The organism is Escherichia sp. E.sYA108, assembly GCF_011754335.1.
Classification (GTDB): Bacteria; Pseudomonadota; Gammaproteobacteria; order Enterobacterales; family Enterobacteriaceae; genus Escherichia; species Escherichia coli.
The window spans coordinates 1,763,493-1,789,977 of the sequence record NZ_JAAQVZ010000001.1 but is presented as its reverse complement, the minus strand read 5'-3'; the positions used below and the strand labels follow the sequence as shown (position 1 = coordinate 1,789,977).

The 26,485-nt window shown below is 51.5% G+C and carries 23 protein-coding genes and 1 pseudogene; 10 read left to right on the top strand and 14 right to left on the bottom strand.

Going from position 1 to position 26,485, the window contains the following annotated elements; translation table 11 throughout:
- Window positions 1–4 precede the first annotated feature (4 nt).
- From yehX to bglX, 4 genes are all read right to left on the bottom strand, one after another.
- A complete protein-coding gene (gene yehX, locus HBM92_RS08430) occupies window positions 5–931 on the bottom strand; it encodes a glycine betaine ABC transporter ATP binding protein YehX (RefSeq protein ID WP_000569381.1) in 927 nt (308 codons plus the stop codon).
- A complete protein-coding gene (yehY, locus tag HBM92_RS08425; RefSeq protein ID WP_000220851.1) occupies window positions 924–2,081 on the bottom strand; it encodes a glycine betaine ABC transporter permease YehY in 1,158 nt (385 codons plus the stop codon). The genes yehX and yehY overlap by 8 nt, the downstream gene beginning before the upstream one ends.
- Window positions 2,082–2,087: 6 nt before the next feature.
- Window positions 2,088–3,005, bottom strand: a complete 918-nt coding sequence (gene osmF, locus HBM92_RS08420; protein WP_001131236.1) for a glycine betaine ABC transporter substrate-binding protein OsmF — start codon at window positions 3,003–3,005, stop codon at window positions 2,088–2,090.
- Window positions 3,006–3,194: 189 nt separating this feature from the next.
- Window positions 3,195–5,492: a beta-glucosidase BglX gene (gene bglX, locus HBM92_RS08415; protein WP_000871498.1), complete on the bottom strand. Its 2,298-nt coding sequence runs from the start codon at window positions 5,490–5,492 to the stop codon at window positions 3,195–3,197.
- A gap of 195 nt (window positions 5,493–5,687) precedes the next feature.
- On the opposite strand from bglX, the gene dld reads away from it, so the two are divergent.
- Window positions 5,688–7,403 carry a D-lactate dehydrogenase gene (dld, locus tag HBM92_RS08410; protein ID WP_000097371.1) on the top strand — a complete coding sequence of 572 codons (1,716 nt, stop codon included), beginning with the start codon at window positions 5,688–5,690 and terminating at the stop codon, window positions 7,401–7,403.
- 38 nt (window positions 7,404–7,441) lie between these two features.
- Here dld and pbpG read toward each other — a convergent pair whose 3' ends face one another.
- Together pbpG and HBM92_RS08400 are read right to left on the bottom strand one after the other, a co-directional pair.
- Window positions 7,442–8,374: a D-alanyl-D-alanine endopeptidase gene (gene pbpG / locus HBM92_RS08405; RefSeq protein ID WP_001443079.1), complete on the bottom strand. Its 933-nt coding sequence runs from the start codon at window positions 8,372–8,374 to the stop codon at window positions 7,442–7,444.
- 173 nt (window positions 8,375–8,547) lie between these two features.
- Window positions 8,548–9,135: a Yip1 family protein gene (locus tag HBM92_RS08400; RefSeq protein WP_001295454.1), complete on the bottom strand. Its 588-nt coding sequence runs from the start codon at window positions 9,133–9,135 to the stop codon at window positions 8,548–8,550.
- A gap of 169 nt (window positions 9,136–9,304) precedes the next feature.
- Here HBM92_RS08400 and HBM92_RS08395 point away from each other — a divergent pair, with 169 nt between their 5' ends.
- Complete coding sequence (locus HBM92_RS08395; RefSeq protein ID WP_001443080.1) at window positions 9,305–9,883, top strand: DedA family protein; 579 nt, start codon at window positions 9,305–9,307, stop codon at window positions 9,881–9,883.
- A 119-nt stretch (window positions 9,884–10,002) separates the two neighbouring features.
- On the opposite strand, the pseudogene HBM92_RS08390 reads toward HBM92_RS08395, so the two are convergent.
- Both HBM92_RS08390 and mdtQ read right to left on the bottom strand, forming a co-directional pair.
- A pseudogene (locus HBM92_RS08390) lies at window positions 10,003–10,764 on the bottom strand (SDR family oxidoreductase).
- Between the two features lie 52 nt (window positions 10,765–10,816).
- Complete coding sequence (gene mdtQ, locus HBM92_RS08385; RefSeq protein ID WP_001078152.1) at window positions 10,817–12,253, bottom strand: multidrug resistance outer membrane protein MdtQ; 1,437 nt, start codon at window positions 12,251–12,253, stop codon at window positions 10,817–10,819.
- Window positions 12,254–12,476: 223 nt separating this feature from the next.
- Between mdtQ and yohP the strand changes: the two genes are divergently transcribed.
- Complete coding sequence (yohP, locus tag HBM92_RS25795; protein WP_000691708.1) at window positions 12,477–12,560, top strand: small membrane protein YohP; 84 nt, start codon at window positions 12,477–12,479, stop codon at window positions 12,558–12,560.
- Between the two features lie 386 nt (window positions 12,561–12,946).
- Here the strand turns inward: yohP and dusC are convergent, their stop codons facing one another.
- Window positions 12,947–13,897 carry a tRNA dihydrouridine(16) synthase DusC gene (gene dusC / locus HBM92_RS08375; protein ID WP_001264872.1) on the bottom strand — a complete coding sequence of 317 codons (951 nt, stop codon included), beginning with the start codon at window positions 13,895–13,897 and terminating at the stop codon, window positions 12,947–12,949.
- A 238-nt stretch (window positions 13,898–14,135) separates the two neighbouring features.
- Here dusC and HBM92_RS08370 point away from each other — a divergent pair, with 238 nt between their 5' ends.
- The 7 genes from HBM92_RS08370 to preA all read left to right on the top strand — a co-directional run bounded on the left by HBM92_RS08370 (window position 14,136) and on the right by preA (window position 20,012).
- The gene (locus tag HBM92_RS08370; protein ID WP_001295452.1) at window positions 14,136–14,534 is read left to right on the top strand and encodes a CidA/LrgA family protein; all 399 of its coding nucleotides are present in this window, start codon (window positions 14,136–14,138) and stop codon (window positions 14,532–14,534) included.
- Window positions 14,531–15,226 (top strand): CidB/LrgB family autolysis modulator, encoded by a 696-nt coding sequence (locus HBM92_RS08365; RefSeq protein ID WP_000968206.1) that lies wholly within the window; start codon window positions 14,531–14,533, stop codon window positions 15,224–15,226. Before HBM92_RS08370 ends, HBM92_RS08365 begins: the two co-directional genes overlap by 4 nt.
- Window positions 15,227–15,355: 129 nt before the next feature.
- A complete protein-coding gene (gene cdd / locus HBM92_RS08360; RefSeq protein ID WP_000553553.1) occupies window positions 15,356–16,240 on the top strand; it encodes a cytidine deaminase in 885 nt (294 codons plus the stop codon).
- Between the two features lie 149 nt (window positions 16,241–16,389).
- Entirely contained in the window at window positions 16,390–17,109 is a 720-nt protein-coding gene (sanA, locus tag HBM92_RS08355) for an outer membrane permeability protein SanA (protein WP_000920064.1), read from the top strand.
- 2 nt (window positions 17,110–17,111) lie between these two features.
- A complete protein-coding gene (locus HBM92_RS08350) occupies window positions 17,112–17,351 on the top strand; it encodes a DUF2542 family protein (protein ID WP_000383096.1) in 240 nt (79 codons plus the stop codon).
- 193 nt (window positions 17,352–17,544) lie between these two features.
- Window positions 17,545–18,783, top strand: coding sequence for an NAD-dependent dihydropyrimidine dehydrogenase subunit PreT (preT, locus tag HBM92_RS08345; protein ID WP_001136315.1), 1,239 nt, complete (start codon window positions 17,545–17,547; stop codon window positions 18,781–18,783).
- Window positions 18,777–20,012, top strand: coding sequence for an NAD-dependent dihydropyrimidine dehydrogenase subunit PreA (gene preA, locus HBM92_RS08340; protein ID WP_000956067.1), 1,236 nt, complete (start codon window positions 18,777–18,779; stop codon window positions 20,010–20,012). The genes preT and preA overlap by 7 nt, the downstream gene beginning before the upstream one ends.
- Before the next feature lie 242 nt (window positions 20,013–20,254).
- On the opposite strand, the gene mglC is transcribed toward preA, so the two are convergent.
- The 5 genes from mglC to yeiB all read right to left on the bottom strand — a co-directional run bounded on the left by mglC (window position 20,255) and on the right by yeiB (window position 26,479).
- On the bottom strand, window positions 20,255–21,265 hold the full coding sequence (gene mglC, locus HBM92_RS08335; RefSeq protein WP_001275112.1) for a galactose/methyl galactoside ABC transporter permease MglC: 1,011 nt from the start codon (window positions 21,263–21,265) through the stop codon (window positions 20,255–20,257).
- Window positions 21,266–21,280: 15 nt separating this feature from the next.
- Window positions 21,281–22,801 (bottom strand): galactose/methyl galactoside ABC transporter ATP-binding protein MglA, encoded by a 1,521-nt coding sequence (gene mglA, locus HBM92_RS08330; protein WP_000255034.1) that lies wholly within the window; start codon window positions 22,799–22,801, stop codon window positions 21,281–21,283.
- Window positions 22,802–22,861: 60 nt separating this feature from the next.
- On the bottom strand, window positions 22,862–23,860 hold the full coding sequence (mglB, locus tag HBM92_RS08325; protein ID WP_001036964.1) for a galactose/glucose ABC transporter substrate-binding protein MglB: 999 nt from the start codon (window positions 23,858–23,860) through the stop codon (window positions 22,862–22,864).
- A 279-nt stretch (window positions 23,861–24,139) separates the two neighbouring features.
- A complete protein-coding gene (galS, locus tag HBM92_RS08320) occupies window positions 24,140–25,180 on the bottom strand; it encodes an HTH-type transcriptional regulator GalS (RefSeq protein ID WP_000628655.1) in 1,041 nt (346 codons plus the stop codon).
- A gap of 141 nt (window positions 25,181–25,321) precedes the next feature.
- A complete protein-coding gene (gene yeiB, locus HBM92_RS08315) occupies window positions 25,322–26,479 on the bottom strand; it encodes a DUF418 domain-containing protein YeiB (protein ID WP_000440932.1) in 1,158 nt (385 codons plus the stop codon).
- Between the last annotated feature and the right edge of the window lie 6 nt (window positions 26,480–26,485).

Here is a 26,485-nt window from a genome sequence, read left to right as displayed (position 1 = left end):
ACGATTACGCCTCCTCCAGCAGATCCTGAAAATGCAGCGTGCCGCAAGGCTCGCCCTGCGTGTTCACCACCGGCAGCACTTCACATCCCCGCGCGACAAACAGGGAGAGCGCATCGCGTAGCGTCATCTCTTCTGCCAGCGCCTCACCTTCTGCCCGTTCTTCGCGACGCACGTAATCCGCCACGCTACGTAACGAAAGCAGGCGGACACCCAGTTCACTATGCCCAAAAAACTGGCGGACAAAATCATTCGCCGGATGAGTCAGCATCGCCAGAGGATTGCCCTGCTGCACGACTTCACCGTGATCCATCAATACCAGATGTTCTGCCAGCCGTAGCGCCTCATCAATATCATGAGTGACCAGCACAATAGTGCGCCCCTGCAAACGGTGAATGCGCGTCATCTCTTGTTGCAACGCGCCACGCGTTACCGGGTCCAGTGCGCCGAATGGCTCATCCATCAGCAAGACTTGCGGATCGGCAGCCAGCGCGCGGGCCACTCCCACACGTTGCTGCTGACCGCCGGAAAGCTGATGCGGATAACGCTCACGCAAATCCGGCTCCAGCCCCAGCAGCGCCATTAATTCGTCGATACGATCGTCGATCCGCGCCCGCGACCATTTTTGTAATTGCGGCACGGTGGCAATGTTTTGCGCCACGCTCCAGTGGGGAAACAGGCCAATAGATTGAATGGCATAGCCCATCCGGCGGCGCAACTCCAGCACTGGCAGCGAGCGAATTTCTTCTCCGGCAAAGCGGATCACGCCACTGTCATGCTCCACCAGGCGGTTAATCATTTTCAGAGTGGTGGATTTACCGGAGCCTGATGTACCAATCAGCACCGAAAAACTCCCCTCCTGAAAATTGAGATTGAGATCGTTAACGGCTTTTTGTGTGCCGAACAGTTTGCTGACATGGCTAAATTCAATCATTACGTTTCACCTTCAGCAGTGCGATAAGCAAATCGAACAGCGCGTCGGTAAGCACCGCCAGAACAATTACCGGGATCACCCCCAGCAACACTAAATCAATGGCACTGCTTAACAGCCCCTGAAAAACCAGCGCACCAAAACCGCCTGCGCCGATTAACGCCGCAATCACCGCCATGCCAACGGTTTGCACCATCACCACCCGCAGGCTGCGCAGAAATACCGGTAACGCCAGCGGTAACTGAACATGCAGGAAACGCTGCGTCCCGCTCATCCCCATCGCTCTGGCGCTCTCCAGCACATCGCGCGGGATCTGGTTCAAGCCGACTACTACGCCGCGCACCAGCGGTAACAGGGCATAGAGCACCAGTGCAATCAGAGCGGGTGTCATTCCGGTTCCTGCTATGCCGAGCGTTCCCAGCCACGGAAAGGCCGTAACCAGCGCGGCAAGCGGCGCAATCAACAGGCCAAAGAGCGCTACCGAAGGCACGGTCTGAATGACATTCAGCAGAGAAAAAATCGCCCCTTGCCGCGCGGTGGAAAAGTAGCACCAGATGCCCAACGGCACACCAATCACTAACGCAGGCAGCACCGCACCAAACAGCAACGTCAGATGTTGTGCCAGCGCGTCGTCAAACACATCCTGACGGTTGGCGTATTCTTTCATTAACGAGAGATCGTTAAGCGTGCCGGAGTACAGCAACCACAGCGGAACAATGGCAATCTGCATATGCAACAACCAGCGCCACAGCGGATGCGTGGAGATTCGGCGGATGGCATCGCTACAGGCCAGCAGTGCCAGCGCCGCAGCCAGCCAGAAACCACTTCCGAGGCAGGTACGCGCCAGCGCACTACCATTTTGCGCCAGTTGTGTCGCCGCCTTTCCAGCTCCCCACACCAGCAATACGAAGACGAATTGCGCCAGAATGAGTGCAAAAATGCTGCCTTTTTTAGCGGGAATAAAACAGGCTGTCAGCCAGGCGCAACCAACGCCCACCAGCATCCAGAGAGTTTGCGGCCACAGCTGCCAGAGATGACGCCCCTCACCCGAAACTAAACGATTAGGTGCGTAACTGATAAACGGCAGCGCCGCTGCGATTGCCGTCAGCAACAGCAGCAGCGCCAGAACAGGATTAATACGGAAATAAGTCACGGGAAATTACTTCGTCCACCCTTTTTGTGTCAGGTAGTCGGCTGCCACTTTTTTGGCATCCAGTCCTTCCACTGCAATGCTGGCATTCAGCTGCTGCAATGTTTTTTCATCGAGGCTGGCGAAGACTGGCTGTAGCCACTGTGCTATTTGCGGATACTCTTTCAGCACCGACTCACGCACCACTGGCGCAGGCGCGTAGATAGGTTGCACGCCTTGCGGATCGCTTAAGGTTTGCAGCCCCAGCGCCGCAACCGGGCCATCGGTGCCGTAAGCCATTGCGGCATTAACGCCAGAAGTTTGCTGGGCAGCGGCTTTGATCGTCACCGCCGTGTCACCACCGGCCAGTGACAGCAACTGATCCTGACCGAGCTTAAAGCCATAGGCTTTTTCAAACGCGGGTAAGGCATCGGCGCGTTCGATAAACTCTGCCGAGGCTGCCAGTTTGAAGTTGCCACCCTCTTTCAGATAACGACTCAGCTCGGCAAGCGAAGTGAGTTTGTTTTTCTCTGCCACATCCTGACGCACGGCGATGGTCCAGGTGTTATTTGCAGGCGCGGGCGTCAGCCAGATTAACTTGTTTTGCTCTGCATCGAGTTTTTTGACTTTCTCATAGCCTTGCTGCGCGTTTTTCCATACCGTATCGTTTTCATCTTTAAAGAAAAACGCGCCATTGCCAGTATATTCCGGATAGATATCCAGCTCGCCAGAAGTGATCGCCCCGCGCACTACGGGAGTCGTTCCCAGCTGCACTTTATTTACCGTAGGAACGCCGTGACTTTCCAGCACCTGCAAAATGATATTGCCGAGCAGCGCGCCTTCCGTATCGATTTTTGAACCAACCTTAACGGGGGAAGCCGCCTGTAGCGGCAGGCTCACGGCTGCCAACAAAACCAGTGAACCTGCCCAGAGCTTTGAGAGTGGCATGATGCTTTCCTCATTCTTTTACTGTTGTTTTCAGCGAATTAAGAGAAAAGCATAGTTGATAATGACAGGGTTAGCCTGTCTGGACGGATTCAGTTGCAGAATCAGATAAATACTTAAAGGGCATATTTTGCCCGGCGTTTCTTGCCGGATGCGGCGTAAACGCCTTATCCGGCCTACAAACATCGAAAATTACAACAACTCAAACTCGGCTTTCTTAACGCGTGCGGAATCAGTGCCGATGAAGACATTGAACTTGCCAGGCTCGGCGTCATATTTCATCTGTTGATTCCAGAACTTCAGCGCCTCAATATCGATTGGGAAGCTGACGGTCTGAGTTTCGCCCGGTTTCAGGGTGATTTTCTCAAAGCCTTTAAGCTGCTTCACCGGGCGACTCATGGAAGCCGTCACATCCTGCAAGTACATCTGTACTACCGTGGCCCCTTCGCGTTTACCGGTGTTCGTCACCTGCACGCTGGCCGTCACTTTGCCGTCACGCTTCATGGTCGGCGCAGAAAGTTTCACATCAGAGACGGTGAAAGTGGTGTAGCTCAGACCATAGCCGAACGGATAAAGCGCCCCGTTAGCTTCATCAAAATAACGCGAAGTGTATTTGTTCGGCTTGTCGGCATTATACGGACGCCCGGTATTCAGATGGCTGTAGTACACCGGGATCTGCCCGACAGAACGCGGGAAGGACATCGGCAGCTTGCCAGACGGGTTATAATCGCCAAACAATACATCGGCAATTGCATTACCGCCTTCAGTCCCCGCAAACCAGGTTTCCAGAATCGCATCAGCCTGCTGATCTTCTTTCACCAGCGCCAGCGGACGCCCATTCATCAGCACCAGCACCAGCGGTTTACCGGTGGCTTTCAGCGCCGCAATCAAGTCACGTTGGCTTTGCGGAATAGTGATATCGGTACGACTGGAAGCTTCGTGCGCCATCCCCTGAGCTTCACCGACCACAGCCACCACCACATCAGATTGTTTCGCGGTTTGCACCGCTTCATCAATCATCTCTTGCGGCGAACGCGGATCAACTTTGACCGCCTCTTCATACTGATTCAGGAAATCGATAATGCCTTTGTCACTGGTAACGTTCGCCCCTTTGGCATACAGCACTTTACCGTTTTCACCGACGGCGTTTTTAATCCCTGTTAGCACAGTAACAGATTGATCGGCGACACCTGCCGCCGACCAGCTTCCCATCACGTCACGCTTGCTGTCTGCCAGCGGGCCAACCACCGCAATGGTTGCAGATTTTTTCAGCGGCAGCGTTTCGAGACGATTTTTCAGCAACACCAGGCTTTCGCGCGCCACTTCACGCGCTTCTTTGCGGTGCAGGCGGCTTTCGGCATTGGTATCCACCGGGTCAGACTCTTTCGGCCCCAAATGGCTGTATGGATCGTTAAACAATCCCATATCATATTTAACGTTCAGTACATGGCGGGCAGCATCGTCCAGCTCTTCCATCGTCACTTTGCCGGATTTGATCAACCCAGGCAGATACTTCGAGTAATACTCGTCGCTCATGCTCATGTTGATTCCGGACTTCAGCGCCACGCGTACCGCATCTTCCGGGTCTGCCGCCGTGCCATGTTTAATCAGCTCTTTGATTGCACCGTGATCGGAAACGGTGATGCCTTTAAAGCCCCACTGGTCGCGCAGGACATCTTTCAGCAGCCAGGAATCGGAGGTGGCTGGCGTGCCGTTCAGCGAGTTCAGCGCCACCATCACCGCGCCGCTGCCTGCGTCCAGCCCCGCTTTGTACGGCGGCATATAATCATTAAACAGGCGCTGCGGACTCATATCGACGGTGTTGTACTCTTTACCGCCTTCTACCGCGCCGTAAGCGGCAAAGTGTTTGACGCTGGTCATCACCGAGTAGCGATCTGCCGGACTTTTACCCTGCATCGCTTGCACCATGGTTTTACCCATTATTGAGGTGAGATACGTATCTTCGCCAAAACCTTCGGAAGCACGTCCCCAGCGCGGATCGCGCGAAACATCGACCATCGGTGCCCAGGTCATGTTCAGGCCATCATCTGCCGCTTCATAAGCAGAGACACGCCCGACTGTTTTCACTGCATCGAGGTTAAAAGACGAGGCCAGACCGAGGCTAATCGGGAACACCGTGCGCTGACCGTGCAGCACGTCGTAAGCAAAGAAAAGAGGAATTTTCAGGCGGCTTAATTCCATCACCTGATCCTGCATGGCGCGGATATCCTGACGGGTTACGGTGTTGAAAATCGCCCCTACCTGCCCGTCTTTGATCATCTCGCGGATCGCCTCTTTCGGATTATCCGGGCCGACGCTGATTAAACGCAGCTGACCAATTTTCTCATCAACTGTCATTTTCTTAAGCAGTTCGGTGACGAACGCATCCCGCGCTTCGGGCGTTAATGGATGGTTGCCGAATAAATCATCCGCCAGTGCTGGCTGCAGGGCCAGACTCACCGCGATTCCTACTGAACATAGCCATTTCATATGGATTTTTCTTCCTCTGTTGCCCGACGAGGCAGCGAAAATGGTGCAAAAACCGTAGTTTGCCATAAGCATGATGGAGAGAGAAAAAGAATGCTCAGTTTATTGTCTGAATTTTCAAAATATTCACTCGCTGAATTGTCATACAAGGCGCTATTCTAGTTTGTGATATTTTTTCGCCACCACAAGGAGTGGAAAATGTCTTCCATGACAACAACTGATAATAAAGCCTTTTTGAATGAACTTGCCCGTCTGGTCGGTCATTCACACCTGCTCACCGATCCCGCAAAAACGGCCCGCTATCGCAAGGGCTTCCGTTCTGGTCAGGGCGACGCGCTTGCTGTCGTTTTCCCTGGCTCACTACTAGAATTGTGGCGGGTGCTGAAAGCCTGCGTCACCGCTGACAAAATTATTCTGATGCAGGCTGCCAATACAGGCCTGACCGAAGGATCGACGCCAAACGGTAACGATTATGATCGCGATATCGTGATCATCAGCACCCTGCGTCTCGACAAGCTGCACGTTCTCGGCAAGGGCGAACAAGTGCTGGCCTATCCGGGCACCACGCTCTATTCACTGGAAAAAGCCCTCAAACCGCTGGGACGCGAACCGCACTCAGTGATTGGATCATCGTGTATAGGCGCATCGGTCATCGGCGGTATTTGTAACAACTCGGGCGGCTCGCTGGTGCAACGTGGCCCGGCGTATACCGAAATGTCATTATTCGCGCGTATAAATGAAGACGGCAAACTGACGCTGGTGAACCATCTGGGGATTGATCTGGGCGAAACGCCGGAGCAGATCCTTAGCAAGCTGGATGACGATCGCATCAAAGATGACGATGTGCGTCACGATGGTCGTCACGCCCACGATTATGACTATGTCCACCGCGTTCGTGATATTGAAGCCGACACGCCCGCACGTTATAACGCCGATCCGGATCGGTTATTTGAATCTTCTGGTTGCGCAGGTAAGCTGGCCGTCTTTGCGGTACGTCTTGATACCTTCGAAGCGGAAAAAAATCAGCAGGTGTTTTATATCGGCACCAACCAGCCGGAAGTGCTGACCGAAATCCGCCGTCATATTCTGGCTAATTTCGAAAATCTGCCGGTTGCCGGGGAATATATGCACCGGGATATCTACGATATTGCGGAAAAATACGGCAAAGACACCTTCCTGATGATTGATAAGTTAGGCACCGACAAGATGCCGTTCTTCTTTAATCTCAAGGGACGCACCGATGCGATGCTGGAGAAAGTGAAATTCTTCCGTCCGCATTTTACCGACCGTGCAATGCAAAAATTCGGTCACCTGTTCCCCAGCCATTTACCGCCGCGCATGAAAAACTGGCGCGATAAATACGAGCATCATCTGCTGTTAAAAATGGCGGGCGATGGCGTCGGTGAAGCCAAATCGTGGCTAGTGGATTATTTCAAACAGGCCGAGGGCGATTTCTTTGTCTGTACGCCGGAGGAAGGCAGCAAAGCGTTTTTACACCGTTTCGCCGCTGCGGGCGCAGCAATTCGTTATCAGGCTGTGCATTCCGATGAAGTCGAAGACATTCTGGCGCTGGATATCGCTCTGCGGCGTAACGACACCGAATGGTATGAGCATTTACCGCCGGAGATCGACAGCCAGCTGGTGCACAAGCTCTATTATGGCCATTTTATGTGCTATGTCTTCCATCAGGATTACATCGTGAAAAAAGGCGTGGATGTGCATGTGTTGAAAGAACAGATGCTGGAACTGCTACAGCAGCGCGGCGCGCAATACCCTGCCGAGCATAACGTCGGTCATTTGTATAAAGCACCGGAAACGTTGCAGAAGTTTTATCGCGAGAACGATCCGACCAACAGTATGAATCCGGGGATCGGTAAAACCAGTAAGCGGAAAAACTGGCAGGAAGTGGAGTAATAATTACGGATGGCAGAGTATCGCCATCCGTCATTCATTTAATCGTTCTGTGCCGTCTGCCCCGCCGCCGCCATTTGGGCGGCTTTTTGTTTTTTATAGCTCAACGCTGCTGCCGGAACAGGCATCACTTTACCGGTTTCAATCCAGGTACGCAGGCGGCTGGCATCGGCAAAATGGGTATATTTGCCAAACGCGTCCATCACTACCAGCGCCACCGGTTTATTATTGATAACCGTGCGCATCGCCAGACAATGGCCCGCCGCATTGGTAAAACCGGTTTTGGTTAACTGAATATTCCAGTTATCACGATACACCAGATGGTTAGTATTGCGGAACGGCAGCGTATACGTCGGGTTAGAGAAGGTTGCCATATCTTCCCGGGTAGTACTTAACTGCCCGATCAACGGATATTGTTTGCTGGCAATGAGTAGTTTGGTTAAGTCACGGGCGGTTGAAACGTTATGCACCGACAATCCAGTTGGTTCAACAAAGCGCGTGTTGTTCATTCCGAGCGATTTCGCTTTCGCATTCATCGCCTTAATAAAGGCTTTGTAACCACCGGGATAATGGTGCGCAAGGCTTGCCGCCGCGCGGTTTTCTGAAGACATCAGCGCCAGCAACAGCATATCTTTACGGCTGATTTCGCTGTTCAGTCGTACGCGCGAATAGACCCCTTTCATCTCCGGCGTCTGGCTGATATCCACTTTTAGTTTTTCATCCAGCGGCAGTCGTGCATCCAGCACAACCATCGCGGTCATTAATTTGCTGATAGACGCAATCGGACGCACCAGATCCGGGTGGTTCGAATAGATCACTTTGTTGGTATTCAGATCAACAATCATCGCGCTACCGGAGGCAATTTCCGGTTGTGACGCGGTGGTAGCGGCTGCCGTTTTCGCAACGGCCTGCGGTGCAAAAGGCACAGCCAGCATCAGGGCCAGGCTAAATAAAGAAACTCGAAATTTCGGCATGATGAGCATTCAGATAGTGGTTCACGCGCACGGGTTGCGCACCGCCGGAGTAAGGATTTACTGAGGCTAGCGACGCCATCATAACGAGCAAAAAGTGCGATCGTCAAAGAAGAATCGTGAGGAAATGCTGCATTGCTGACATTTACGCCAGCAATGCAGCGCAAAAGAACTTTCTAGAACAAACGATAACCGTAGCCCCATAGTATAACGGTAAGGGCGAGCAGCACTTCCAGCACCAGCACGCCTATCGCCAGTGTCGAACTGGAGAAGCTAAGTCCTTCCTCTTTGTTGATATTCAGGAAGCTCGGAATACCGAGATACAGCAGGTAGCCGGTGTAAAACAGCGCCACCGTGCCGACCAGCGCACACAACCAGACCAGCGGGTAAAGCGCCACCAGACCGCTTAAAAACAGCGGAGTTGCAACGTAGCCCGCGAAGACCATGCAGTGCGCAAGTGACGGACGCTGCGGATAATTACGCGCCATCCACCAGATGACCCGCCCCATCACCGCAACCCCAGCCAGCATAACGCCGTAAAACAAGACAGCCAGCGCCAGTCCGGTAAACCAGGATAACTTCAGGATAGTGCCATCGCCAAAATTCCAGCCAATCTGTGTAGTGCCAATGAAGGCGCAAATCACCGGAATCGCCGCCATCAGCAAAACGTGGTGGGTGTAGTGATGAGAAATCGTTTCGTTTTCGCGATTAATCACCTGCATTTCACGATCGGGATGGGAAAACAGTCCCCAGACATGGCTCATACCGCCCCCTTGTTGTGAGTTCATGAACCTGACAGTTCAAGTATAAGTCAGCTTGTGATTATTTTTTGTTCGCTCATGTAATTTGCACCGTCTGATGTACGTCCTTTTTCAGCGTGAATGATTCACAGGGTGTATGCTTACAGTCAAGCAAAGGGAGACAGACTGTCCTATGGATCTCAATACACTCATCTCACAATATGGTTATGCCGCGCTGGTGATCGGTAGCCTGGCGGAAGGTGAAACCGTGACTTTGCTGGGAGGCGTTGCGGCACATCAGGGGCTATTAAAGTTCCCGCTGGTGGTACTTTCTGTGGCGCTTGGCGGCATGATTGGCGACCAGGTGCTTTATCTGTGCGGGCGGCGCTTTGGCGGCAAGCTGTTACGCCGTTTCTCGAAACATCAGGATAAAATTGAGCGGGCGCAGAAACTTATCCAACGCCATCCGTATCTGTTTGTCATTGGTACGCGTTTTATGTATGGCTTTCGGGTGATTGGCCCGACGCTGATTGGTGCCAGCCAGCTGCCGCCGAAAATCTTTCTGCCGCTGAATATTCTCGGCGCATTTGCCTGGGCGCTGATTTTTACCACTATCGGTTACGCTGGTGGGCAGGTGATTGCGCCGTGGTTGCACAATCTCGACCAGCATTTGAAGCACTGGGTCTGGTTGATTCTGGTCGTGGTTCTGGTGGTAGGCGTGCGCTGGTGGCTGAAACGGAGCGGGAAGAAAAAGCCGGATCATCAGGCGTAAAACTATTGCCCTGGATAAGGTGTTCGCGCCGCATCCGACATCCGGTGCACCATGCCTGATGCGACGCTGGCGTGTCTTTTCTGGCCTAACCCAATGAAATAACCACGCACCTCACTGCGCTATTCTGGGTTGAACTGCGGATTCGCCAACATAAAGCCGCCATCCACTATCAACGACTGCCCGGTGGTGTAATTTGCGCCCTCCGAACAAAGCCATACCACCAGGCTGGCAATCTCATGCGTTGTGCCAAAACGTCGCAAGGGAATCGAAGGCTCCGCGTCAGGCTTCACGTCGCCGCCATCCATGCCGTTCATTGGCGTGGCGATCGCCCCAGGTGCGACTGCGTTCACCAAAATTTTATGCCTGACCAACTCCAGCGCCATTGCTTTGGTTAACCCGCCGAGCGCATGTTTAGCGGCTGTGTAGGCGCTGGCATCCGGCAGCGGCGTATGTTCATGTACCGATGTAATGTTGATGATGCGACCGCCCTGCCCTTGCTTCACCATCTGGCGGGCAGCAATTTGCGAGCATAAAAATGCACCATCGACATCAACGGTAAAAATCTTGCGCCACTAATCGAAAGCCATATCAAGAAACGGCGCTTTGGTCATTGCGCCCGCATTATTCACCAGCACATCAATACGCCCCAGCCGTTGAATAAGTTTCTCCAGCGCCTGCGCACCTTCTGGTAGATTGCCGAGATCCAGTTGCACGATCTCCGCACGTACGCCGTGGCTAACTACCTCACGCGCGGTATCTTTTGCCCCTTCTTCATCTGAGTGCCAGGTAATGCCAATATCAAACCCCTGCTGCGCCAGCAATAACGCGCACTCTTTGCCGATCCCCGAATCGGAGGCGGTAATTATCGCGACCTGTGCCATCGAGTTCTCCACTTAACGCTCAACAAACGTTAAGTATAGAAGGCGCATATCATCAGCGTTTGTACCCCCCGCCCAGCGCACCAGTGAGTTGAATGGAGGCATCCAGCCACTGCCCTTGCAATAACAGGCCATTGGCCCGCTCACGCAGCGCCGGGATTCTGGCTTCGCTGACCCGGGAACCAGCAATGAGGCCCGCGTTAAAGCGGGCCTGCGCAAGACCTACTACACGCAAGGCATCGCGCTCAATTTGCGCCTGATGCTGGTTTTTCTCCGCCAGTGTCTGAACCTGACTGGCTGCCCGCGCCACGTCATTCACCGCTTCAACCACCGCTTTGTTGTAGCTGGCGATAGACAAGTTGCTTTCGGCTTTTGCGTTATCGAGGTTGGCGTTAAGACGACCACTATCGAAAATGGGTAGCGTCAGGCCTGCCGTAACGCCCATTTGCTGCGCGGAATGACGGAACAGATCGCTTAAGTGCAACGCATCCTGTTGCAGGAAGGCCATCAGGTTGATGTCAGGATAAAATGCCGCTTTTGCCGCATCAATAGTGCTTAACGATGACTCAACGTACCAGTGCGCCGCCTGCAAATCTGCCCGCCGCGCCAGTAAGGAGTACCCCAGTTCATCAGGAAGCTGGCTTGCCACTTTCGGCAACGCGACCGTTTTAAGCTTCAGTGACTTTGTCTGGTGATTTGTGAGTGCATTTAACCGTGCCTCAATAATTTTCATTTTACCCGCGACATCGTTGAGCTGCTGCCGGGTTTTGCTGGCATTAATATCGGTTTCCACACCTTCAACTGAAGAAGTAATCCCGTTCTGATATAGCTGGCGATCGGTCGCGATAATGGTGTTCTGCTCTTTTTCGATTTGCTGCAAGACCGTGTTTAACGCCGCCTGGGTTTGCCACTCCCAGTACAGGCGGGCTACGCTGCCAGCCAGCAATTGGCGGGTTTGCTCGCGTTCCGCCGCCCGTGCTTTAACCGTACCCAGGCGAGCAGTAATCTCCGCCCGATTCTTTCCCCAGATATCGAGATGCCAGCCCGCCGTTAAGCCAAAAGTACCGTTGGTGTACCACGGACCGGTCGTACCTGCGGCCGGATCGTTCAAAGCAAACGGCCCCATTAACCCTTCTGCCGACATTTTTTGCCGCTCCATATCCGCAGAAAAGTCGAGCTGCGGACCATCCTGAGTGGCAACTGCCTTCGCCTGGGCTTCAGCCAGCTGAATGCGCTGTTCAGCCACCTGCATATCCGGTGCGCTCTGTAGTGCGTTATTAATTAAGGAAGTGAGTTGATTATCGTGATACTCCAGCCACCATTGGCTGTCTGGCCAACCATTTTTCAGCGCCGTGGGTAATGCGGTGTCAACTTGTGCCGCGGGTGTTTGCTGGCTTAACGCCTGGCGGGTTTCATGCATAGGCGCACACCCGGCCAGCATCAGTAACAGCGGAAAACAGGCGATGGCTGGATAAAAAGAATCACGATTCATGGGGGAATAATCAGGTAAGAAAAGGTGCGCGGAGATTACCGTGTGTTGCGATATATTTTTTAGTTTCGCGTGGCAATACATCAGTGGCAATAAAACGACATATCCAGAAAAATATACACTAAGCGAATGATATCTCCCGATTTATCTTAATCGTTTATGAATAGCGGCAAAGGGCTTCGTTTTTTCCTATACTTATTCAGCACTCACAAATAAAGGAACGCCAATGAAAATTATACTCTGGGCTGTATTGATTATTTTCCTGATTGGGCTACTGGTGGTGACTGGCGTATTTAAGATGATATTTTAAAAATCAGATATGGCATATAAGTTGTCAGGTCAGTAACTCGATATTTTGTGTACTTGATTTGCAAACAGCTCCGGTGTTGGTGGCGTCAAAATCGCTGAAGCGTTCCCCGAAGGCCGGGGCAGCCCACATGGATGTGGGCTGAGGGCGCGTCTTACAAGGACGTTACCTCGCGCCCGACCCGGTAGCCGAAGGGGATAAGCTGAAGGTACCGCGCAGCGGCGATTTTGTTCGCCAGAGCCCGGGGTGCAGGGGGAGGAGGCGATTGTCCTCCCCCTGCGCGCTCCTTGCGCCAGTGGCAATATGTGGCTTAGCTCATGAAAGGAGCGCAACAAGATGATGAAGCTGAATAAGCGATTCATTGTCTCAGATAAGCTGCGATTCCACTATTATCGCAGCTTATCGATATCAATGGCCTGAATAGCCCTTGCAATATCAGGGGAATTATTCAACACCCGAACATGCTGAAATAATTCCGTTGCTTCATCGTATTCTTTACGCAAATAACTCAACCACTGTTTAATCCGCGCAACGTGATATAACCCGGTATCGCCCTGCTTTTCCAGACGGGTATATTTTTGCAGCAAAGCAACCACCTCCGGCCACGGCATTCGCGGTTCGTTATATTTCACCACACGGCTCAGGTTGGGAATATTGAGCGCCCCGCGACCAATCATCACTGCGTCGCAGCCGCTGATCGCCATGCATTGTTGCGCACTCTGCCAGTCCCAGATTTCACCGTTGGCAATCACCGGAATATTAAGCCGCTGGCGAATCTCGCCAATCGCCTGCCAGTCAATATGTTCCGCGCGGTAACCCTGCTCTTTTGTCCGCCCATGTACTACCAGCTCCGTAGCGCCAGCCTGTTGCACCGCATCGGCGATTTCAAATTTCTTCTCACCGCTGTCCCAGCCCAGACGCACTTTTACGCTGACAGGCAAATGCGCCGGTACAGCTTCGCGCATCGCTTTTGCACCCTGGTAGATGAGTTCAGGATCTTTCAGTAACGTTGCCCCACCACCGCTACCGTTAACCGTTTTCGACGGGCAGCCGCAGTTAAGATCCACGCCCCAGGAGCCTAACTCCACCGCACGGGCGGCGTTCTCTGCCAGCCACTGTGGGAACTGCCCTAACAACTGCACGCGCACCAGCGTACCGGATGGTGTCCGGCTGGCATTTTGTAGCTCAGGGCAAATGCGATGAAAGACTTTTACTGGCAGCAGTTGATCCACCACGCGGACAAACTCGGTGATGCACAGATCGTAGTCGTTAACTTCGGTCAGTAATTCCCGCACCAAAGAGTCAAGTACACCCTCCATCGGAGCCAGTAACACACGCATATCATCACCCGCAAAAAAATGAGGCGCTATGTTAGCGCCTCCGGTCAACGGATTAAAGGTCTGCAAAGAGGGATTGCTGCAAACTGCAATCCCTCTCTATGCTTGATGTATGCCTGAGTTCGCTGCGCATTGCGTAATACCGGGGAGCGAAAAAATAAGCGCTGATTTCTTAATGTGATCGGTAGCACGTTTTACGAATTAATTGTATGATGAATCCATCTCATCTGGGGTGTTGATTATGAGTAAGACACTGAACATTATCTGGCAATATTTACGCGCTTTCGTCCTGATTTATGCCTGCCTGTATGCAGGCATTTTCATTGCTTCCCTGCTACCGGTAACCATTCCGGGCAGCATCATCGGGATGCTGATCCTGTTTGTCCTGCTGGCCTTGCAAATTCTTCCGGCGAAATGGGTCAATCCGGGGTGCTACGTACTGATTCGCTATATGGCGCTATTGTTTGTGCCGATTGGTGTAGGCGTCATGCAATATTTTGATTTGCTCCGCGCACAGTTTGGTCCGGTAGTGGTTTCCTGTGCAGTCAGTACGCTGGTGGTTTTTCTGGTGGTGAGCTGGAGTTCACAACTGGTGCACGGTGAACGTAAAGTCGTAGGTCAGAAAGGATCAGAAGAATGATGGCGAATATCTGGTGGTCATTACCGCTGACGTTGATTGTCTTTTTTGCCGCCCGCAAACTGGCGGCACGGTATAAGTTTCCCCTGCTTAACCCGTTGCTGGTAGCAATGGTGGTGATCATTCCTTTTTTAATGCTGACTGGCATCTCTTACGACAGCTACTTTAAAGGTAGCGAAGTGCTAAACGATCTGCTGCAACCGGCGGTCGTCGCACTGGCCTATCCTTTATATGAGCAGCTACACCAGATCCGCGCGCGCTGGAAATCGATCATCACCATCTGTTTTATCGGCAGCGTGGTTGCGATGGTGACGGGGACTTCTGTGGCATTGTTGATGGGCGCTTCACCGGAAATCGCCGCGTCAATCCTGCCGAAATCAGTCACCACGCCTATTGCAATGGCAGTTGGCGGCAGTATTGGCGGTATTCCGGCAATCAGCGCAGTTTGCGTGATTTTCGTCGGCATCCTCGGCGCTGTGTTTGGCCATACATTGCTTAATGCGATGCGTATTCATACCAAAGCTGCGCGCGGTCTGGCAATGGGGACAGCCTCGCACGCCCTCGGTACGGCGCGCTGCGCCGAGCTGGATTATCAGGAAGGTGCATTTAGTTCGCTGGCGCTGGTGTTATGCGGGATTATTACTTCGCTGATCGCACCGTTCCTTTTCCCGATTATTCTGGCAGTAATGGGCTAAAATTTGCGATGCGTCGCGCATTTTTGATGTAAGTTTCACGCGTTGCATAATTAATGAGATTTAGATCACATATAAAGCCATAACGGGTTCGTAAACTGTTATCCCATTACATGATTATGAGGCAACGCCATGCATCCACGTTTTCAAACCGCTTTTGCCCAACTTGCGGATAACTTGCAATCTGCACTGGAACCTATTCTGGCAGACAAGTACTTCCCCGCTTTGTTGACCGGGGAGCAAGTCTCATCGCTGAAGAGCGCAACGGGGCTGGACGAAGACGCGCTGGCATTCGCACTACTTCCGCTGGCGGCGGCCTGTGCGCGTACGCCATTGTCGAATTTTAATGTTGGCGCAATTGCGCGCGGTGTGAGCGGAACCTGGTATTTCGGTGCCAATATGGAATTTATTGGTGCGACAATGCAGCAAACCGTTCATGCCGAACAAAGCGCGATCAGCCACGCCTGGCTGAGTGGTGAAAAAGCGCTTGCAGCCATCACCGTTAACTACACGCCTTGTGGTCACTGCCGTCAGTTTATGAATGAACTGAACAGCGGTCTGGATCTGCGTATTCATCTTCCGGGACGCGAGGCACACGCGCTGCGTGACTATCTACCGGATGCCTTTGGGCCGAAAGATCTGGAGATTAAAACGCTGCTGATGGACGAGCAGGATCACGGCTATGCGCTGACTGGTGATGCGCTTTCTCAGGCGGCGATTGCGGCGGCAAACCGTTCGCACATGCCTTACAGTAAGTCGCCAAGCGGTGTCGCGCTGGAATGTAAAGACGGTCGTATTTTCAGCGGCAGCTACGCTGAAAACGCCGCATTCAACCCGACTCTGCCGCCGTTGCAGGGGGCGTTAATTCTGTTGAATCTCAAGGGTTATGATTACCCGGATATCCAGCGCGCGGTTCTGGCAGAAAAAGCCGATGCGCCGTTGATTCAGTGGGATGCCACCTCCGCAACGCTGAAAGCTCTCGGCTGTCACAATATCGACCGCGTGCTTCTCGCTTAAGCCTGGTGCCGGATGCGGCGTGAACGCCTTGTCCGGCTTGCCAGCCCTTTCCTGGTGTCGAAAATCCCGGCAAACAGTTTGCCGTTTCTTGCGCAAAACCAGCGGGTAAAGTAGCCTGATGGAAATTTTCCTTAGATCGAGTCTCCTGCATGTTAAAGCGCGTGTTCCTCAGCCTGTTAGTCCTGATCGGCTTGCTGCTGTTGACTGTGCTCGGCCTCGATCGCTGGATGAGCTGGAAAACCGCGCCTTATATCTACGACGAATTGCAGGATCTCCCCTACCGCCAGGTCGGTGTGGTGCTCGGCACAGCAAAATATTATCGGACTGGCGTAATTAATCAGTATTATCGCTACCGCATTCAAGGAGCGATTAATGCCTATAACAGCGGTAAGGTAAATTATCTATTACTGAGCGGCGATAACGCATTGCAAAGTTATAATGAGCCGATGACCATGCGCAAAGATTTAATCGCAGCCGGTGTCGACCCATCAGATATTGTTCTCGATTACGCAGGCTTTCGTACGCTGGATTCCATCGTACGTACACGCAAAGTTTTCGATACTAATGATTTCATTATTATCACCCAACGTTTCCACTGTGAGCGGGCATTATTTATTGCGCTGCATATGGGGATTCAGGCTCAGTGTTATGCCGTACCGTCACCGAAAGATATGCTGTCAGTACGTATTCGCGAATTTGCCGCCCGTTTCGGTGCGCTGGCTGACCTTTATATTTTTAAACGTGAACCGCGTTTTTTAGGGCCGCTGGTCCCTATTCCGGCTATGCACCAGGTGCCGGAAGATGCGCAGGGGTATCCCGCCGTCACACCCGAACAGTTACTTGAATTACAAAAGAAACAAGGAAAGTAGTTATGGATGTACAGCAGTTTTTTGTCGTTGCCGTTTTTTTCCTTATCCCGATATTTTGTTTCCGCGAAGCATGGAAAGGCTGGCGCGCAGGCGCGATTGATAAACGGGTTAAAAATGCACCGGAACCGGTGTATGTCTGGCGAGCGAAAAATCCCGGACTCTTCTTCGCTTATATGGTGGCATATATCGGCTTCGGAATTTTATCTATCGGCATGATTGTTTATCTTATTTTCTATCGTTAATATTTTCCCTTTTCTGTTAATTATTGAGAATAATTATTACTTCACTCAATAAGCTGCGGATATCACATTCTGAACCGCAGCTATTTGTGAATCCTTTCACAGTTTAAATTTCCCCACGCGCATAGCCTTAATATCAGCACGCAATATTTATTTAGCGTTCGCCTTAATTACTCATAGCATTAAGGAAGATCACATGCCGCAACAAAATTATCTGGATGAACTCACTCCGGCTTTTACGCCTTTACTGGCGATTAAAGAAGCCTCTCGCTGTTTATTATGTCATGACGCTCCCTGTAGTCAGGCTTGCCCGGCACAGACCGATCCGGGGAAATTTATTCGCTCAATCTACTTTCGTAATTTTAAAGGCGCTGCCGAGACAATTCGCGAAAATAATGCCCTCGGTGCCGTTTGTGCCAGAGTGTGCCCGACGGAGAAATTATGCCAAAGCGGTTGTACACGTGCCGGTGTTGATGCTCCCATTGATATCGGTCGTTTACAGCGTTTTGTTACTGATTTTGAACAACAAACTGGGATGGAAATTTATCAGCCCGGTACTAAAACGCTCGGCAAAGTCGCCATTATTGGCGCAGGTCCTGCCGGATTGCAGGCCAGTGTGACGCTGACAAACCAGGGTTATGACGTCACGATCCATGAGAAAGAAGCACAACCCGGTGGCTGGTTGCGTAACGGCATTCCGCAATTCCGGTTACCGCAATCGGTGCTGGATGCAGAAATCGCCCGTATAGAAAAAATGGGCGTGACCATTAAGTGCAATAACGAAATCGGTAAAACACTTACCCTGGAGCAGCTGAAAGCGGAAAACCGCGCGGTACTGGTCACCGTAGGGTTATCGAGCGGTTCCGGGTTATCGCTGTTTGAGCATAGCGACGTTGAGATTGCCGTCGACTTCCTGCAACGTGCACGACAGGCGCAAGGCGATATCAGCATTCCACAAAGCGCATTAATTATCGGCGGCGGTGATGTCGCGATGGACGTAGCCAGCACGCTGAAAGTTCTCGGCTGTCAGGCGGTAACCTGCGTAGCGCGTGAAGAGTTAGATGAGTTTCCGGCAAGCGAAAAAGAGTTTACCAGCGCCAGAGAGCTGGGCGTTTCGATCATCGATGGATTTACACCAGTAGCCGTGGAAGGCAATAAAGTCACCTTTAAGCATGTTCGTTTACCAGGTGAACTAACGATAGCGGCGGACAAAATTATTCTCGCTGTAGGTCAACATGCCGAACTTGCTGTTTTTTCCGCACTGGAACCGCAGCGTAACACCATCGAAACGCAACATTACCAGACCCGCGACCCGCAAGTCTTTGCTGCTGGCGATATTGTTGAGGGTGACAAAACCGTGGTCTATGCAGTGAAAACCGGGAAAGAAGCCGCCGGGGCGATTCATCACTATTTAGAGGGAGCTTGCTCATGTTAACGAAAGATCTTTCGATTACTTTTTGCGGCGTGAAGTTTCCCAACCCGTTCTGCCTTTCTTCTTCGCCGGTAGGCAACTGCTATGAGATGTGCGCCAAAGCCTACGACACAGGTTGGGGCGGCGTGGTGTTTAAAACGATCGGTTTTTTTATCGCCAACGAAGTCTCGCCGCGTTTTGATCATCTGGTGAAAGAAGATACCGGTTTTATCGGCTTCAAAAATATGGAGCAGATTGCTGAACATCCGTTGGAAGAGAATCTGGCCGCCCTGCGTCGGCTGAAAGAAGATTATCCGGACAAAGTATTGATCGCTTCAATCATGGGCGAAAATGAGCAGCAATGGGAAGAGCTGGCGCGTCTGGTGCAAGAAGCTGGCGCGGATATGATCGAGTGTAACTTCTCCTGTCCGCAAATGACTTCTCATGCGATGGGTAGCGATGTCGGGCAAAGCCCGGAGCTGGTAGAAAAATATTGTCGGGCAGTAAAACGTGGTTCCACGCTGCCAATGCTGGCGAAGATGACGCCGAATATTGGTGATATGTGCGAAGTGGCGCTGGCGGCGAAGCGCGGCGGCGCAGATGGCATTGCGGCGATTAACACCGTTAAATCCATCACCAATATCGATCTTAATCAGAAAATTGGTATGCCGATCGTTAACGGTAAATCGAGTATTTCCGGATATTCCGGTAAAGCGGTAAAACCGATCGCCCTACGCTTTATTCAGCAAATGCGCACCCATCCAGAACTGCGCGATTTCCCGATCAGCGGTATCGGCGGCATTGAAACCTGGGAAGATGCGGCGGAGTTTTTATTGCTCGGCGCAGCGACGTTGCAGGTGACCACCGGCATTATGCAGTACGGGTATCGGATAGTGGAAGATATGGCAAGCGGGTTGTCGCATTATCTCGCCGATCAAGGGTTTGATTCGTTGCAGGAGATGGTAGGTCTGGCGAATCACAATATTGTCCCGGCGGAAGATTTAGACCGCAGTTATATTGTCTATCCCCATATCAATCTTGATAAATGTGTTGGCTGTGGACGCTGTTATATTTCCTGTTACGACGGCGGTCACCAGGCGATGGAATGGAGCGAGAAAACCCGCACACCGCATTGTAATACCGAGAAATGCGTGGGTTGTCTGCTTTGTGGTCATGTCTGCCCGGTAGGTTGTATTGATCTTGGGGAAGTGAAGTTTAAGAAAGGCGAGAAAGAACACCCGGTAACGTTGTAGAACCCGAGTCACTTCCGGCATTTGGTTCCTGTCGCCGGATGCGGCTTGAACGCCTTATCCGGCCTACAAAACCATACAAATCAGTATGTTGTGCTCATTGTAGGCCGGATAAAACGCGCCAGCGTTGCATCCGGCATTTGGTTCCTGTCGCCGGATGCGGCGTGAACGCCTTATCCGGACTACAAAACCACACAGATCATGATGTTATGTGCGTTTATGAACGAATGCGGACCACAATCACATCACTTCTTACGCGCGTATTTCAGTGAATCCAGCGCCACGGCGAAGATAATAATCGCCCCTTTGATGATGTACTGCCAGTACGGGTTTACGCCGATGTACGTCAGACCATAGTTGATGACGGTAAAAATAATCACCCCGGTCACCACACCAATTACCGTCCCCACACCGCCGCTGAACGATACGCCGCCTACCACGCACGCCGCGATAGCATCCAGCTCATACATAAAGCCGAGGTTGTTGGTGGCTGAGCCGATACGTCCGGCTTCTAACATCCCGCCGAAGGCATAGAACACACCAGACAACGCGTAAATCATCAGCAGGTTCAGGCCGACGTTGACACCAGATACTTTCGCCGCTTCCGGGTTACCGCCAATGGCAAAAATGTTCTTACCGAAGCGGGTTTTGTTCCATAACACCCAGACAAACACCACCGCAATCAACGCATAGAAGGTGATGTAAGAGAGACGGAAACTCCCCAGCGCAATAAAGCCTTGGGCAAAAGTGGAGAAACCACTGTCAAAACCGGAAATTGGCGATGCCCCGACAAAGTCGTAATAGAGCGAGTTAATGCCGTAGACGATAATCATCGTACCGAGCGTGGTAATGAACGGCGTCACGTTGAGATAGGCGATAATCAAGCCGTTGATCAAACCGATCACCGCACCAATGGCACAGACAATCAGAATAACCAGCGCAATCGGCATCGTCGCCATTTCCGGGAACACTTTGTTGGCGTTATCCATGGACTGCAATAACGTCGCTGCTACTACTGCCGCCAGCCCCACCTGGCGACCTGCGGAAAGGTCAGTCCCCTGGGTGACAATTAACCCTGCCACACCAAGCGCGATAATAATACGCACCGATGACTGGGTGAGAATATTACTTAAGTTCAACAGACTTAAAAATGTTGGGTCCTGGAAAATAATAATCGCCAGCAAAACTAAAAGAACGACGTAAATACCGCCCTCTTTCAGGTAAGTAAGAAAACTTTTCTTATTTAATGCACTCATGGGAAGCCCCTAATCTTAAAGGTGCAAAGACGCAAGACGCAGAATTTCGCTTTGCGTTGTTGTTTTTGTATCGACAATTCCGGAAACGAGACCATTGCTCATAACCAGAATACGGTCTGTTATCCCTAACAACTCTGGCATTTCGGAGGAGATAATAATAATCCCCTTGCCTTTCTTCGCCAGTTCGGCAATTAACTGATAAATCTCAAACTTAGCCCCAACATCAATACCGCGCGTCGGTTCATCGAGCATTAATATTTCTGGTTGCGTTAACAGCCAGCGACCAATAATCACTTTTTGCTGATTACCACCGGAGAGCGAACCAATTTGCGTCCGATGCCCCGGTGTTTTTACCCGCATCGAATCAATCACCCACTGGGTATCGCTTTTCATCCGCGAGTTATCCAGTAAACCAACTTTATTTTTATAGTTGCGGATATTGGAAATTAACGAGTTAAAGCCAATATCCAGATAGGCATAAATTCCCGTTGAGCGGCGCTCTTCAGTTACCAGTGCAAATCCGTGGTTTATGGCTTCGTTGGCATTATGGTTATTGATCTTTTTGCCGTGCAACGTAATGGTGCCAGCCGATTTCTCGCGAATACCAAATAACGTCTCAACAATATCGGTACGTTTCGCTCCCACCAGACCGGCTATACCGAGAATCTCCCCTTTATGCAGATCAAACGAGACATCGCGTATCGACGGCTGGCGCAGCGACGTCAGGTTACGCACTTCCAGAATCACTTCGCCCGGCTTGTTTTCTTTGTCAGGGAAACGCTGGTTAAGAGAACGCCCAACCATCATGGCGATGATCTTGTCCATCGTCAGTCCTGCCAGCGGTTCGGTAGCGATCCACTGACCGTCGCGCAATACGGTAACTTCATCACATAACTGGAAGATTTCTTCCATTTTATGCGAGATATAAACAATACCGCAGCCGCGCTCTTTTAATTTACGAATAATAGTGAACAGATGATTGACCTCTTTTTCGGTTAACGAAGAAGTCGGTTCATCCATAATCACAATTTTCGCGTTATAGGAAAACGCTTTGGCGATTTCGATCATCTGCATTTGCGAAACAGATAATGTACCGACGCGCGCACGCGGATCGATATCAATATCCAGTTCATCAAAAATCGCTTTGGTTTCGCGGTACATTTTGTCCTGATCGACAAACATGCCTTTGGTGGGATATCGCCCCAGCCACATGTTGTCCATCACCGAACGTTGTAATACCAGGTTTAACTCCTGATGTACCATCGAAATACCATTTTCCAGTGCTTCTTTGGCGGAATGGAAATCGATCTCTTTACCCTGGAATAAAATGGTGCCAGAGTCTTTTTGATAAATACCAAACAGGCATTTTAATAATGTTGATTTTCCCGCACCATTTTCCCCCATTAATGCATGGATAGAATGTGGTCGGACTTTTAAGTTAACGTTATCAAGTGCCTTAACACCAGGAAAAGACTTGTTGATACCGCTCATTTCCAACAAGTATTCCCCGGAAGACGGAGTCGTTGAGCTGACCATATAATTTTACCTTGTTGGCCATACAATAAGGGCGCAGTAAACGACTGCGCCCAATCAGTCTTATTTCTTGCTGAATTCAGCCAGGTTGTCTTTATCTACGCCAACATAAGGTACGCGGACTACTTTGTTGTCGATTTTCCAGTTGGTGCCATCAGCCGCACCTTTGCCATCGGCCAGGTTTTTCGCCAGATCAAAGGTCGCTTTCGCCTGGTTGTTAGCATCGTTCAGTACGGTGCCCGCCAGTGCACCGGATTTCACCAGCGCCAGCGCTTCTGGCAGCGCATCGACGCCAAACACCGGAATGCTGGACTTGTTGTGTGCTTTCAGTGCTTCTACCGCGCCCATTGCCATCGCGTCGTTGTTGGCGATAACCACCTCGATTTTGTTGGCGTTCGGGCCAGACAGCCAGGCGTCCATCTTATCTTTCGCCTGAGCGGTATCCCACATAGCGGTATCTAACTGTAACTGTTCAGTTTTAATGCCTTTGTCGTTCAATTCTTTAATCACGTAAGTGGTACGTGCTTCTGCATCCGGATGCCCCGGCTCACCTTTCAGCAGTACGAATTGAATCTGACCGTCTTTGTTCAGATCCCAACCCTGATTCGCCGCCCAGTGTTTAGCAATCAAATCACCCTGAATAATGCCGGACTCTTTGGAGTCAGTGCCAACGTAGTAGGCTTTGTCGTAGCTATCCAGCGCCTTACGAGACGGTTCTTTGTTGAAGAAAACCACCGGCACGTTTTGCCCACGCGCTTTCTCAATCACCGTACCCGCAGCTGCCGGGTCAACCAGGTTGATTGCCAGTGCCTTCACCCCTTTCGCCAGCAATACGTCGATCTGATCGTTCTGCTTGGACTGGTCATTCTGAGAATCATTCATCAGCAGCTGAACATCTGGCGCGGCTTTCGCATCTTGCTCAATAGCCTTGCGCACTACAGACATAAAGTTATCGTCGTACTTATAGATTGTTACACCAATGCGAGTATCAGCAGCGTGTGCAGCGGCACCGAATAACATGCTGGCCATCACAGCAGACAGGGTTAACACCTTCTTATTCATGGTATCTCCGGTTTTTCTTATGCAGGGTAGTGCTTGAGATAAATGCTCGGCGGGGCAGTAGAGTTAATGAAGTGTTACTGAACGCCGAAGCTCACTTTTTAAAATTCGTTCTTCCATGCCCGGTAACGCTCCAGAAAACGGCTTTAATTGTTGTTATGACGCTATTACCTCGGTGAAAGTGATTATTCACTGTTACATACGGGTTACAACGTTAAAACGGTGCAATCATAGCCATCACATTGTTAAGATACTGTGAAATCACTCACAGATTGAAAGCGGTTACATCGCCTGATTTGTTGAGTTAGTGATCGCCGCCGCATTCTGGCGTGTTGCGACAGAATGGCGACGCACTAACGTCGGCATAAAACAGTGGCTGGCACGAGGATCAATATTGTCTGCTGCCCCCTGCAAGGCCAGTTCGGTAGCTAATTTAGCCATTGAAGCAATGGGATAACGCACAGTCGTTAATTGCGGGTCGGTGTAACGGGCGATGGGAATATCATCGAAACCAATGATTGAGAGATGTAACGGAATCGCAATGCCATTATCTTTTAATGCTGTCAGTGCGCCAGCGGCCATATTGTCGTTATAAGCAAATACAGCGGTTAGTTGTAGATTGCGCCCCAGCAGTTCAACCATCGCCGCCTCACCGCCCGGCATGTCCGGCGTGCCAGTGCCAATCCAGCTTTCCGGCGGAATAATATCCTGCTCTTTCAACGCACTCATCCAGCCTGCTTTACGCATGGCGTCATCTTCAATGCCGTGGCTGGAAGAAAGATAACCAATACGTTGATGACCGTTATTCAGCAACATGCGCGTCGCCATTCGGGCACCGCTGAGATTATCCAGGCAAACGCAACGATGGGCGTACCCCGGCACAACGCGGTTGATTAACACCATACCGGGAATGTTATCCATAAATTGTGCCAGTTCATCGTCACTCAATGCTTTTGAGTGAACAATCAACGCATTACAACGCTGGCGAATTAACACCTCAATGGCGTGACGCTCTTTTTCCGCTTCATGATAGCTATTGCCGATTAGCACGTATTTCTGATGCTGCTGGGCGACCAGATCCACCGCTTTTACCAGCGCGCCGAAAAACGCATCAGAAACGTCCATCACCACCACGCCAATGGTATCGCTAACCTGAGTTGCCAGCGCCTGGGCATTGGCGTTTGGCCGATAATCCAGCTCACTCACGGCTTTCATTACTGCTTCACGCGTATCGGCACTGACCAGCGTGCTGTTATTGAGCACCCGGGAAACCGTTGCCACAGAGACGCCAGCCTGACGCGCTACATCACGAATGGTGATCATATTCACTACCTGTTATGAGATTGCAGTAAATGACTGCTTGCTGGCGGCTATTTTGTCAGCACTGAATACAGGACTTCGTGAATCGAGTCACAGCAATGGAAACGGTTACAGCCGTTTTGTTAACGAATGTGATCCAGATCGTTATCTTGATGTTTTAGATATTGTCGGTCCGGCAGCACGCAAAGTTAACTGACGCCAGAGCCATTCCACCGGCCCCTGGCGGAAGTAACGCAGCCAGATAACAGAGAAGAAGATATTCGCCAGCCATACCGGAATAACAAACGCCAGCAGCTCCAGACGGTCAAACTGCATAAACAAACCGAGGTGGTAAAAAAGCGTAGTACAAATCAGCGTTTGCAATAGATAGTTGGTCAGTGCCATCCGTCCGACACAGGCGATTGCCAGCACCAGCTTAAAGCGGCTTAATTGCGGCCAGAAGCCATAAAACAGCGACGCATAGCCAATCGCCTGAAACGGCGCACTCAGTTCCCGCGGCATCTGAAGTAAGAAGGCGCACCAACGATACGCCCAGTCCAGTCGCCATTGCAGGGCGATGGCAGGAAGGTTAATGATCACCCCAATCGCCACCAGCACAAAACCAGTACGACGATAGTGACGAAAGCTGAACTGCCCTTTCAGCCAGCCACTGCGCATCAATGCGGCACCAATGAGCATCATCCCTGCCAGTTGCCAGCCATACTGTGCGCCCAGTGCCAGTAAACTGTTGCCAACACCATCGGCACGATTACTGATCGCGTCAACACCACTGTGAAGTTTCCAGTGCTTTTCATACAAAATAGCCGATGCATCAGGTGTCCAGGCGCGGCTGGTCTGGCTGTCGGAAATCAGCCCCAATAACAGCAAAACGCCAAGCCCCACCAGATAAAGCATGACGCCTGTATTAAACAGGCTTTTTACCGATGGCGCATCGCGCACCAGCCGCCAGCAGATTAAGCCCACCAGCCCGTAAGCCAGCAGAATATCGCCGTCCCAGAACAATAAACCGTGAATAAAGCCCAGCAAGACTAACAGCGTTAACCGCGACTGGATCCATCGTCTGCCACGGGGCAGCAACATTTGCAGGCCCGCACCAAACAGCAGAGCAAAAAGCGTGAGGAATTTCACCTGGCCGATGAGATCGAGAAATGCCCAGGTCCATGCATCCTGCGACGTAATAGCGCCGTACCAGGCGGGATTGAGATAAGCCGCCTTTGGTAGCCCAAAGGCGCTGATGTTTAATAGCAGGATCCCCAGAATGGCGACGCCGCGAACAAAATCGAGCGTGACGTTGCGCTCCATGGTTCC